The 13,046-nt window shown below is 45.4% G+C and carries 7 protein-coding genes; all 7 read right to left on the bottom strand.

What is annotated here, in order from left to right; genetic code table 11:
* Nucleotides 1-49: 49 nt before the first annotated feature.
* Nucleotides 50-1,795 carry a RagB/SusD family nutrient uptake outer membrane protein gene (locus tag CLV31_RS00105; protein ID WP_111390845.1) on the bottom strand — a complete coding sequence of 582 codons (1,746 nt, stop codon included), beginning with the start codon at nt 1,793-1,795 and terminating at the stop codon, nt 50-52.
* Between the two features lie 44 nt (nt 1,796-1,839).
* Nucleotides 1,840-4,899: a SusC/RagA family TonB-linked outer membrane protein gene (locus CLV31_RS00100; protein WP_111390844.1), complete on the bottom strand. Its 3,060-nt coding sequence runs from the start codon at nt 4,897-4,899 to the stop codon at nt 1,840-1,842.
* 776 nt (nt 4,900-5,675) lie between these two features.
* Complete coding sequence (locus tag CLV31_RS00095; protein ID WP_111390843.1) at nt 5,676-8,021, bottom strand: TonB-dependent receptor; 2,346 nt, start codon at nt 8,019-8,021, stop codon at nt 5,676-5,678.
* A 45-nt stretch (nt 8,022-8,066) separates the two neighbouring features.
* A complete protein-coding gene (locus CLV31_RS00090; protein WP_111390842.1) occupies nt 8,067-9,251 on the bottom strand; it encodes a hypothetical protein in 1,185 nt (394 codons plus the stop codon).
* A 67-nt stretch (nt 9,252-9,318) separates the two neighbouring features.
* Nucleotides 9,319-10,995: a carboxypeptidase-like regulatory domain-containing protein gene (locus CLV31_RS00085; RefSeq protein WP_111390841.1), complete on the bottom strand. Its 1,677-nt coding sequence runs from the start codon at nt 10,993-10,995 to the stop codon at nt 9,319-9,321.
* Nucleotides 10,996-11,005: 10 nt separating this feature from the next.
* The gene (locus tag CLV31_RS00080; protein WP_111390840.1) at nt 11,006-11,983 is read right to left on the bottom strand and encodes a FecR family protein; all 978 of its coding nucleotides are present in this window, start codon (nt 11,981-11,983) and stop codon (nt 11,006-11,008) included.
* Nucleotides 11,980-12,561 carry an RNA polymerase sigma-70 factor gene (locus CLV31_RS00075; protein ID WP_111391247.1) on the bottom strand — a complete coding sequence of 194 codons (582 nt, stop codon included), beginning with the start codon at nt 12,559-12,561 and terminating at the stop codon, nt 11,980-11,982. The genes CLV31_RS00080 and CLV31_RS00075 overlap by 4 nt, the downstream gene beginning before the upstream one ends.
* Nucleotides 12,562-13,046 lie beyond the last annotated feature (485 nt).

Below are 13,046 nucleotides of genomic sequence, written 5' to 3'. Positions count from 1 at the left end.
AAAGCCGATCAGAGACTGACCGGCTTTTCCCTTGTTACCCTAATAGAAATTAATAACCGGGATTCTGTACCAGAAACCCTTCGATATTTGATGCCCCATCTATGGCTCTCTGAGGAATTGGAAACAACCGCTTGTTGACATCCCGGTCTGTTTTTTCAGTCCAGCTATCCTCATATTTTCCAAAGCGGATTTGATAGGTTCTTCTATGACCTTCCCAATAGAGTTCGAATCCTGATTCACGATAAAGTGTATTGAGATCAAGAGAAGTCAAAGGTGCGGGAGTTTGGGATGGTCTGGCATTTCTGGAAGTTCTGAGCACATTGATGTCCGCCAAAGCACCTGCAGAATCTCCTTTTCTCATTTTGGCTTCTGCTCTCATGAGGTATATTTCACCCAATCGGATCAAAACGATGTCCACACTGCTTCTGCTGCAGCAATCCGGAGCAGTCCTGCTAAACTGGTATTTGGCAAACCTATGACCGGTATTGTGAAGGCTTCCCTGGTTGGTAAAATCAACTTGGAGGGTATGGTCTACATAGCGGATATTGGCTCCGCTGCTTCTTCGGTTGATTACCGGATAAATCCTTACTCTTCCATCTTCACATCGGATGATATTTCCGCTTCCGTCTTTTCGAGGTCCCCAAATCACATTCCGTAGAATTCCACGATCCATTTCAAAGGATTTGGCATCTACACAGAAATAATGATTGGAGTCATTGTTGGGATTTATCCCTGTCAGGTCCCTGAGTTCCGCGGGAATAAGGGTATTTTCCTGGAAAAAACGAGCATCTGCTTTTGCCGGGTCTACATTACCATAGGCAGCATACCAGGTCTGAATAAAATCCGGCGTAGCGGCCACCGCGTCAGTTCCGCGGGTATTCGGGAACTCGGGCCGGGGAATCTGATCCCCCGAAACCGACCAGTATTGCCATCGGCTATGTTCTGTCTGAAGGACACCACGTTGGTCCAATGAAAAGATGATCTCCCGATTGGTATTGTTATTATCATTGAATAAATCAAAATATTCCGGAGAAAGCGCGAAAGGTCCATTTATAATGCTGTTGGTATATTGGATGACTTTATCCATATCCTCTGCCCTGAAATTGGGAGTTCCATACGGATCCCGGTAAACGGCTGCATTCAGGTAAAGTCTTGCCAATAAAGCTTCCACTGCATGCTTGGTCACCCGACCGGGACCGTTTGTGGAGCTGATGGTATTTACGACTGAGAGCAACTGTGACTCCAGGTAATCCACCGCCTCCTGTCTTCTCAAAATCACAGACTGCTGATCAGATTTATCCTTTCTGAATACAATACCCCAGTTATCTAAAGCCAATAGGTTTAGATAGGCTTTGATGGCTATCATTTCGTAAAGTGGATTTTGGGCACTGGTATTTCCATTGGCTACTTCCAGTCCGAGTTGTTCTTCGGCTGCTACCGCACGGGATAAAGCGAGGGTGATAAAGGTCCAGGTATCCCCTACAAGACTGTTTCCCGGAGTCATCAAATGCTGGTGAACAGCAATGAATTTTCCGCCGTCAAACCAGTCTGTTCCACCACGATAAGGCAAAATACCCTCATCAGAGGCTACTTCTTGTAGTCCAAAATTAGCCGTGTGCAACCAAACTTGTCTCAACATGCCATAAACAGGGGCAATGGAGCCGCTGACTATTTCAGCCTGTCCGGTACCGGTAAGAGATTCGTCCAAAATTTCCTCATTGAGATCGGTGCAACTCAGAAATCCGAGAAAAAAGAGTGCTACAGGAGTGAGTTTTATATACTTAAGAATTTTCATTTGCTTCAAGCGTTTAAAGATTTTCTCTAGGAATTATTAAGAAATTAAAAGGTGACATTTAGATTAACCATAAAAGTCCTTGCTCTGGGATAGGTAAATCTATCAATACCGAAAGTCTGAATACCTCCTGAAGTAGCCCCGGTATTCACCTCAGGATCAAAACCTGTGTAATCGGTGATTACGAATAAATTCTGACCGGTAAGGGAAAGTCTGATTGTCTGCAAAGCATTACCCATTCCCATTCTTGCCGGATTAAGTGTATAGCCCAAGGTGGCGTTATTCAGCCTAAAAAATGAGCCATTTTCCAAGAATCGGGTGGAAACTGTATTGGAGTTGTTAAATGATTCCTCAGGGAATTGCACCGCAAAATCCGTGGTATTGTTGGATCGAGAAAGCTGTCCCTTGGTAAACAGAGACATGGTCGTGTGATTATAGATTTTGTTGCCAGAGGCACCATTAAAATTCAGTCCCAAATCAAACCCTTTGTATCTGAAATTGGAATTGAATCCATAGATCAGATTGGGAATGGCACTTCCTACCACACTTCTGTCGTTGTCCAAAATTCTTCCATCGCCATTGATATCCACAAACCTGTTCAATCCATCTTCGCCAATTCCGTCAAATTGAAGCATGTAGAATGCCCCGATTGGCTGATTATTGATATATCCGTTGATTGTCGCACCGGTTTGGCCAGCACCTTGAGCGGCCCCTGTCGTCAGGACGGAATAAGGCGAATCTCTAACCTCATTCTGAATAAAGGTCACATTTCCACCAATTTCGTATGAAAATGACCCTTTGGGTTTGTTGCTGTAATTCAGAGACAGTTCAATTCCACGGTTATAGATCTTCATTCCCTCAATGTTATTCCAATAAGTGGAAGTGGGCTGTACCGGATCTGGAGGAACTACTTCCAACAAAATGTTTGAAGAAACCTTATTGAAATAATCTACGGCACCGGTCAGGCGATAATCCAAAAATGCAAAGTCAAACCCCAGGTCAAACTGAGTAGAAACTTCCCATTGAAGATTTGGGTTGGCAAGTCGGGTAAAGACAATCCCATAAGGATAGCTATCCAAGGTATTCCCGTCTGTATCGATGGGATAGGTATTCAAGCTTCCCGATCCGTTTGCCAATCGATCTTCCGAATAGCTTGCTTTGGTGATTTTTGAAGGAATTTCCTGATTTCCGGTTTGACCCCAGCTGGTTCTCAGTTTCAGATTGTTAAAAACGGAATTGGCCATGAAATCCTCTTTGGAGATATTCCAACCTAAAGCAAAAGATGGGAAATAGCCATATTTGTTGTTATCCCCGAATTTGGAGGATCCATCTGCTCTAAACGTGGCGGTGAAGAGGTATTTTTCATCATAAACGTAGTTCAGGCGGCCAAAAAATGACTGAAGTTCGTTTTTGACTGCTGATGAGTTTACCGTGGTTGGAAATTCACTGGTACTGTTATGATCCTGATACCTTGGCTCTATATTGTTTGCGGCGAATCCTCTGGAAGCTGTTCTTCGGAATTCATCCAAAAAGGTCTGGTAAGAATGCCCAGCCAAAACTGTGAAATTGTGCTTGTAATTATTCCAGTTGTACGTCAGGGTATTTTCGATCAGACTATTGGTGTTGGCTGAAATCAGCTCTTCAAGGGTACCATCCGAAACATTGGATTCATTTACTACCTCATTGAAGGGTCTGTATTGAATATATCGGCTGGTATTAGAATAATCCACACCAAGGTTGAGCTTGTAGGTAAGCCCTTCAAACAGTTCAAAAGATGGAGAAATAGTGCCTAATATTCTGTTATTGGCGGCATCATCACTGTACAATTCATTTCTTTTGATCGGATTGAGCGCATTGGTATTGAGTAAGGTTGGCTTTCCATCCGTGAAAGCAGGAATTGTCGGATTGAGGTAAAGCATGTCACTGATGATGGATCCGATTGCCGGACGCAGATTTTCTGTGAAAGAAGCCGTCAGGTTATAATCCACCAATAGCCTTCCATTCAACGCTTTTTGGTTCATATTCAGCTTTCCCGAGTAGCGTTTCAGATCCGAATTCTTCAAGATTCCTTCCTGGCTCTGATAACCGACCGAGGCGAAATAGGAAAACCGCTCGGTATTGGCGCCGCTCATCGAAAGACTATAGTCTTGGGATAAGCCCACCTGGGTCAATTCATCCTGCCAACGGGTGTCACCACCAAAATCTTCCAAAGCACCTCCTACTGCAATCACTTGTCGGCGAAACTCCTCTGCTCCAAAGACGTCGATTTGCTTAGACATGGCCGACCAGGCAGTAGATGCGGATAGGTTCACTTGAGATGAGCCTGCCTTTCCTTTTTTGGTAGTAATCACTATCACCCCATTGGATGCTCTAGAGCCATAAAGAGCCGTTGCACTTGCATCCTTCAGGACATCTATACTTTCAATGTCATTGGGATTGAGAAAATTGAGTGGATTGGATGCTATTCCGGTATCAGAATTATCCAACAGAAATCCATCAAGGACATATAGCGGCTGCGTCCCTGATCTCAAACTTCCTATCCCTCTGATAATTACATTTTGGTTGGCACCTGGTTCTCCACTGGTTGAGGTAATGTTAACTCCGGCTACTTTACCCTGAAGGAGGTCCACAGGATTGGTGATCACCCCTTTGTTAAAGCTTTCCTGCTTGACTGAGCCGATGGCACCGGTCAAATCGGATCGTTTTTGGGTACCGTATCCTACAACCACGATTTCATTTAATTGGGAACTTTCAGGTTCGAGTTGGACACTAAGATTGGCTTGCTCGCCTACTGCAATTTCTTTGGTGGAATAACCCAAATAGGAAATTACCAGGACAGCACCTGAACTCACTTCCAGACTAAAATTTCCCTCAAGATCTGTAATCGTGCCTGAAGTAGTACCTTTTACCAATACAGAGGCTCCGGGTAATGGCGCCCCAGTTTCGTCTTTGACAGAGCCTGTGACGAGTTCCCGGTAATTGTCCCAAGAATCGGCTTTAACTGGTTTGGCAGAGAGTTCCGAAAGACTCAAAACCAAAAAGCACCATCCGCTTAAAATCCAAAATGGCAGCGAATTAGTCCTTTTTAAAATCGTAAAATTTCCCATGGATAATAGGTTTAAAATGAATGAATAATCCTCAAAATTAGGTTGGGAAATCCGGGTTGGAGGAAAGTCAGGATGATATGATCATGAAGTTACTTCACGTATTTTTTTTAAAAAGACGGTCAATTTTTATCAAAAATTCAATTTACCATTAGGGAATTGTTACACTCTCTGAAAAGTCAAAAAGGGATTGGCGGAGTCTAAACATTATTTCGATCATGATTATAAGTTATTCTGCCCGTAGACTACTATTCCCAAGATTTTGGAAAGATTGCTTCGAACTTCCCTACTCTCGTCGGTAGGGTGCTGATTATAGACAACATGAGAGCGTGAGTGAGGACACTCAAGGCAGCGAGAGAGCGGCATTGGTTAGTTGTAAACTGTAAGGTGTAAGTGGTTGTCCAGTTGTCGATGGATAGGGTCCAGCTTCTGGAGAAGCAGGAAAACAGGCACAACCCAGCTGCGAAAAAAGTAGGCAGGTTAGTTGTCGGATTGCAAATCCTATGACAAGACCTCGACATTGCAAATGTCGAGGAACGGAGGAACGGAAGAAGCAGGACATCAACTGCTGATAAAAGCCGGGAGTGCGGACACTCTCGGCGGCAAAGAGTCACGGCGGCAAAGAGTCAAAGACCGGGCACTCTGAAGACTGCCTAGAAATAGGAAAATTTGCCCCAGTCGTGGTTTGGTTTGGGAATGCAAATCCCATGACCTACTCGGGTCGGATTGTACATCCGACCCGAGCAGAGCCTTCCTTTTGATTAGGAGTGGGCTACCTCTTAAAATTCCACCCGATAACTCAATACCGGGATCAAAGGAGCTTGGTAAGCGGTTTTGATTTCTCCGGAAAGTGGCTCAAAATAAGAACCAAAGACATTCTTGCGATTGGTTGCATTCTGAATATCCAAAGCCCAAATCCGTGTAGATCGGGGTTTATTTACTTTGTAACTGAATCGAAGATCTGCTCTGAAATAGGCGGGATTTCTTATTTCGAATGTTTCTTCTTGTTCATAAACCGCCTCTCCCCGATCAAGGGAAGCCTCCAAATCGATCGGAGTGTCTCTCAGGCCCCCGGCGTAAATTGCTTTGATATTTACTCCAAACACCCTGTTTTTCCTCCAGTTGAATTCTTTTCCCCCGGTAAAGGTCAAATTGGCGTTGCCATTGAACCTTGTATTTCGCCAGACTTTTTCTTCGGTCTGATATAGTGAATTGTATAGGGATCCGGATAGCAAGAAATAAAGATTACGATAGGTAAACTGCTCCAGTGTCAACTCTACCCCGTAGTTTTTCCCCAGTCCCGTATTCACAAGCGGCTCGGACATGAATCCCCATTGCTGATTGATTATGGAGTACGTCTCGCCGGAACCGGGTTTTACGGGGATTTGGTAAAGGTGCTGGTAGTAAGTCTCCACTTTGAGTCTCACATAAGGACTAAGGCTCCGGTCATATCCAAGCACCAAGTGATGCGATTTACTCAGATCCAGATTTTTATTGGGCATATTTTCTTCCCCGTTTTGATTCAACCGGGCGAAATAGGTGCCCAATGGCTGAATTTGACTATGCAGTCCATACCCAAAACTCAGCCTTTGCTTTTCATCCCACTGAAAATTCAATCCCAACCTTGGTTCAAGAGACCTGGACTGATTGAGCAAAAACTGTAAGTAATGAAGCCCCATATTCAATGTAAGCCGATCTGATGTTCGCAGGTTCAGCTGAGCAAAAGCCTGGACCGTCTGGCTATTGCCCTGAGCATCAATTTTGGTTCTCATCTCCTCCGAATCCTCCTCATATCCAGATTCTCTCATGTTGTAATACAATTGATTGAGGTAGATCCCTGATCGGAGACTAGCTTTGGCCGAAAGTTTGGTATTAAGCACCGAGCTCAGGGTGATTTTTGAATTACTAAATCCCTCCCGTGCCCTTGGCTGACTTTGATACCTTTCATCCAACCGATCAAGACTACTCCCAATTTCATTTCCCGAAGCCAATAGTGTGGTTTGTAAAAAACTGGACTTCCCCAGCATGTAACTGTGTTTGATTCCCAAAGCACCCGTATTGGAAAAAAAGGTGGAATTGTATCTTTGGAAATCTTCCTTCCATGCCAGGGAATCGGCTTCGGCCTGGCTTTTCTGATCACTCAAGCCTCCAAATCCAAAAACCGAAATGCTGCTTTTTAAACCGGTTGGCATAAAAAAATTGAAGGAAAGATCTTGAAAATTGGTTACAAAATCTCCCAAGGGTACCCCTAGCTTCGACAATAAGGAAAGGGTTGAATATCGGTAATTGATCAGATAGGAACCTTTGTACTTTTTTGAAAAAGGCCCTTCCATGGCAATATCCGTTCCCAACAAACCGGCCTGGAAGGTGTACTCCCGCTTCTGGTTATTCCCTTTCCGGAGACTAAGGTCAAAGACTCCTGAAAGCGCATTGCCATATTCTGCCGCAAAAGCTCCGGTAATAAAATCCGAATTGGTAAGCAATTGAGAGCTCAGAATGGAAATGCCTCCTCCAGAGGATCCCGGATTGACAAAATGGTTGGGATTGGGAATATCGATCCCCTCCATTCTCCACAACAAACCATTGGGACTGTTGCCCCGGATGGAAATATTGTTGTTGCCATCATCTGTTCCGACCACGCCGGCAAAAGAAGTAGCCATTCTTCCCGGGTCATTGACCGCGGCGGCAAACTTTCGGGTTTCCTCTACCGAAAAGGTCCTCCCACTAACTGAAATCATGTCATTGATGGTCCGGTCCTTTTCTGAGGCTGTGACTACAAATTCCTGTATCTCCGAAATGTTTTCTTCCAAGGACAACTGAAGTACCGTTTCTTTCCCTGAATTGAGAATTACCGCCGGCAAAATCAAATCCCTGTAGCCGATAAAGCTGATTTTTAACGAATAGGTACCTACGGGAACTTTGGTGATTGCAAATTCTCCATCGAGATCCGTCGTCGTTCCTAAAAGAGGTTCCGAACCTAAAATGATCACTGAAGCTCCCATCATGGGCGCCTGAGTGACTTGATCGCTGATCTTACCCCGGAGGGTTTGGGTGGGCGTTTGGGCAAAAAGCCCCCCAACGGTGAGCACCAAGATCACCGCCGGGAAAAAGGCAAAAATTTTCATCGTGTTGGCTTAGTTTATCAATAAAGGGCAATTGGTATGCGGTAATCAGAAAAAGCGAAATCCCGCTTTGAATCCTGTCCACCATTGGCTTCGAATGTCATCGGGATAGGATCGCTCGTTTCTCACTTTGTGTTGGGTATAGGTAAAAAGTTCCGGGTGTCCGGCATACCCAGCTTCATAGACCCTAAAGTTGAGGGTTGGGCCGGCATAGATAGCCATTCCTTTGGCAAGCTGCCACTCCCCTCCTACATACAATCTACTGATGAGGTTAAGTGCCTCTACTTCTCCTTTGCTTAACTGTTCGGTGCTTCCCTCGATGTTCAAAAAAGTTTTCTGTCCCAATCGTGGTGAGGTACCTACTCCATATCCAAAAGACCATATCGCTTGAGAACGGATCTCCGGGCGAATCCCAGCAAAAAGCATGGTATAGAATTCTCTTTTTCCGGACCGGATTGCAAGGTTGAGAGGAAGAATTTCGGTGGCGCCTACTTCCACTGCCAGGTACCCATTTTTCACTATTGAAATCAATCCCACCGGGACTCCACCGACACTGTCGGCATAGTTGATCAGCCCGAGCTGGAATCCATCTACTTTCCGGGCAAAATTCACCAAAGAGAGTTGGGAACCTTTGATGTTTTTAGCTGCAAAATTGCCAACTCCGGCCAGCTGCATTCCTTCCACTTCTCCTCCGGCAAAATTGAGCACTCCCGAAATCTGAGCACCCGAAACGCTTTTGGGCGAAAAATTCATCACCCCAGCCAACTGTATCCCATCGACTTCTCCAATAGTGAAATTGCCCAATCCGGCCAACTGCACTCCTTTTACCTGATCCAAATTTGAATTGAACAATCCTGCCAGCTGAACCCCATCGACTGCTTGCCCCACGTGATTAAACCAACCGGAAAGCTGTACCCCTTGCATGTTTCCCCGATTTACGGCAAATAGTCCTGAAAGCTCCACTGAGGCAGTTCCTGCGGAGTACCCCCCCAATACATTGAAAGAAACCCTATTGACCACATTGCCCGAATGAAGACCATTGGTACCGATAAATGGAATCCAGGAAATCTGAAAATCTACTGTATCAGATTGGGAGAGCGGAAGATTTCGTGATTCAAATTTGGAAAGAGGAGATTTCTCCCATGCCTGTTGATCCTTTTCCTGTGCGCTTATCGATAGGGGAAATTGGGTCACCAAGGTAAGAGCCAGTAGTGCTTTTTGAAGTGTTTTCATTTTTCTAGGTTTAGTTTTACCTAGGACAATTCAAGAAGTTTTTCCCCCTATCCGAGAGCGAAAAAAATTAAAAAAATCTGATTCCTGCCTTGAGACCCCACCAAGATTGTCGGCCCCAACCGCTGCCTCCCAACAATTCCCGGTCACTCTGTAATCGGGGCTGAAACAGTGAAAATGTCTCAGGATGCATAGAAAAGGACAAATCGTAAGTTCTTAGGTTAAAAGTTGGACCTGCAAAAAGGGCTACCTTGGGAGAAACCTGCCAATCCACAGCGACATGGGCCCTACTGATCAAATTAAGTGCGGCTACATTTCCCTTGTTGAGTTGCTCGAAACTGAGTTCAAGATTGAGGTGCAGATTTTTTCCGATTTTCGGGGAACTTCCGATTCCGTAGCCAAAGGACCAGGTGACAGAATCGGAAGGTTGGGGTCTGAGTCCGGCATAGATCATGGAATAAAATCCTCGGGTTCCTGATCGAAGGCTGAGGGTCATTGGAAGCACTTCATTGGTGCTGAATTCCACCACATGGTATCCTTTTCGGACAAAAGAAAAAAGTCCGATAGGTATACCCTGACTGATGCTATCGGCGTAATTGAAAAGGGCAAGCTGAGTACCCTTGACGATCCCTGCTGCATTAAACACCCCACTAATCTGAGTGCCGCTTACTTCGCCAAAGGTCAAATTGGATACCCCGGCAATTTGAACACCAGAGAGATGGGTTCCGCTTACATTGAGTACTCCAGCGAGTTGGGCCCCTTCGACCGGCCCCACTCCCACATTGACGACCCCGGCTGCCTGTAATCCCTTAGAATGTCCCCTATTGAAATTGGTAACCCCTCCCAGCTGCAACCCGGAGACTGTCCCTCCTGTGTAATTAAATACTCCGGCCGCCTGAAAGCTACCCACATCTCCCCGATTTATATTGAAAACCCCTCCCAACTCTGCTTTTTGAGTTCCTGCGGAATATCCTCCCAGTACATTGAAGGAATAATTGTTGATCACACTACCACTCAGATTGCGATTGGATCCCAAAAAGGGGAGAAAAGAAATCTGAACCTGACGGTAGAGCGTATCGGTTACATTGACCAGATTTTTTGCTCCTGGGGAATTTTTATTCCATTTCCAAAACTTCTTCAACTGCCCCGTAGAATCTTTGGTCCAAGCCAAAAGCTGATCCGGATCCAATTTGAGCGCGATATTTCTGAAGTAGGATTTCTTGCCATTTTGAAAAGAAACCGTATCCGCATAGCCCTCCTTTCGAACAATCAACTGAAGGGGTTCTGTGGGGTTTTTTACCTGAAACTCAAAAAATCCGTATTCGTCTGTCAGGGAAGACCTGAGTGTAATGGGGTCATAGACTGTGGCATTTCTCAGCCGATTCCCGGATGGGTCCTCCACATATCCGCTGACTTTGATTTCCTTTTTCTCCTGAGGCGCAGGAGTGAGAATAAGGTAGACTCCTTTTTCCTTTACCAGGACCTGATCTTCAAACAACCTTATGAGTACCTCCCGGATGGATTGATTGGAAAAGCTTTGGGTAATGCGTTTTTTCACATCAATGGCCGTAGGACTGTAGGAAAAAACACAACCTGCCTGTGCAGAAATTCGCTGAAGAACCAGCTCAATGGGTTCATTTTGGGCTGAAATCGTGACCTTTCGTTCCAACATGGGTGTATTTTGGGAAAAAACTTCCCCTCCTGTAAGCCAAAGAAAACAGCCAAAAAAAAGCCCAAGTCGATTCATGAAACGAAAATTAGTAACAAGCCTCTCCGCTGAGGAGGTAACCTTTTTCTGTTGAGGTCAGGGTAAGTCCCATCGTTTCGGCCAAAATGGATAGCGCCGTCTCGAGTTCTTCCCGGTCAAACCTAACGGTAATCTGACAGGTGGATATGGGTCCAGAGAGCTGGATTTCGGTTTGATAAACTTTGGAGAGTAAATCCACCACCGATTGTAAAGATTCTCCTGAAAAGTCAAAAGTCTTCGTATGGAAAGCGAATTCATTGGATTGGAAATCCCCTTTGAGAAACTGTTTCGCGGATTTGGAATAGATCCCTTTTTGACCTGCTTCCAACGCGATCCCAGGATCAGATTCGGAGTAGAACCGAACCGCCCCTTCCAGGACGGATACCTCTACCGAATCCCGTTCTGATAAGCTCACCACGTGGAATACCGTCCCAATATCTTCAACGCGCAGATTCTCGGTTTCCACCAGCCATTGGGTATCTGATTGGGAATCCATACTGAAGGTGGCCTCTCCGGAAAGGAGTATTTTCCCGGTTTTCGACTTGGTATTCCAGATTACTTTGGCTTCGGAATGAGGGAGAAGCGCAATCTGGGTTTGATCAGGCAGAATGACTTGGGACGGTTGATCCTGACTGAGGTAAGAAAATTCCTGTTTGCTGGAAACCTGATCATAAAAGAGGTAGGAAAGTGCTGTAAAAAGAACAAAAGCAGCAGCAATTTTCCCCCAAAACCCTATCCCAAATCCAGAAGACTTATTGTCAAGTGTAAGCTGTGGCCTCACTTTGGCCCATGCTGCCTCGGTATCGAACTGATCCTTTTCGGAGATCTGGGCTTTTTGGAAAATAAGTTGGGCTTCATCGAGGTGTCGTTGGTTGTCGGAAGATTGGGCGCACCAGTCTTGCAATTCCCGAATTTCTTCGGAAGAAGCTTCATCGACCAAGTACTTGGCGATTAGGTTTTCGATGTGATTTGGTGCAAACTCTTTCATTTTTCCATCCAATTTCCCAATAGAACAAGGATCATGGGAAGATAATCTCTCAGTTGCTCCCGCATGATTTTGAGGGCCTTCCCCATTTGGTTCTCCACGGTTTTTATAGAAATCCCAAGTTGATCGGCAATTTCCTGATATTTCAACTCTTCGAATCGGCTCATTCTGAAGATCAGCCCACACTGGGATGGAAGTGACCGAATGGCTTCTTCTATTCGGGACTCCAGCTCTTTTTTCAAGGCCAACCGATCGGAAGACTGATCTTGCGGTTCGCCTTCCTTCAGTACAGATGAGGCATGGTGGCTTCTGATTTTTTGTCTTTTCAGTTCGTTGAGACAGGCATTTCTTACACTTCGGTAGAGGTATGCCTTAAGAGAGGATTCGATTTGAATGCTAATTCTTTTCTCCCAAAAGCCCAAAAACATTCCTTGAACTACCTCTTCAGCCTCATCTTTATCCCCTAAATACCCCAAGGCAAAACGGCACAATGGGGCATAATGCGTTTTGAAAAGCATCTCGAAGGAGGATATCTCCCCATTCTGAATGGCTGAAAAAACCAATTGATCGGATGCCTGCATGAAAAAGGAATACTTTTCTGGCAAGTTAGGATTTTGGTTTTTGATTTTAGGACAACTCGGAAAGGAAAAACCCCTATGCGGAATACAAAATTTGTATTTGAGGGGGATGGGAGTTGGGGAGTGTGGGAGTTTGGAGGTAAGGAGGTTCCAGGGTTGTCCTGTTGCCAGTGCTGAGCCTAGTCGAAGCATCGGGTTGTCAGGTTATCCAGTTGTCGGGTTATCCAGTTGTCGGGTTGTCGGGTTGTCCTGTTGTCGAGTTGTCGGGTTATCCAGTTGTCGGGTTGGCGGCTGATGGGGTCCAGCTTCTGGAGAAAGTCAGACTTGGACAAAGGAATGTGGGATTACAAATCCCAAGGATAATAGGGTCGGATTGCAAATCCGACCCAGCGGAAGTAAGTGGTTGTCCAGTTGTCCAGTTGTCGAGTTGCCCAGTTGTCGACAGATCGAGTCCAGCTTCTGGAGAAGCAGGACAACCGGCGCCAAAT

Origin of the sequence: Algoriphagus aquaeductus (genome assembly GCF_003253485.1) — a bacterium.
In the GTDB taxonomy this organism is placed as follows: Bacteria; Bacteroidota; Bacteroidia; order Cytophagales; family Cyclobacteriaceae; genus Algoriphagus; species Algoriphagus aquaeductus.
Note: the sequence above shows the minus strand (reverse complement) of the source record. Positions and strands in the feature narration are given on the sequence as shown.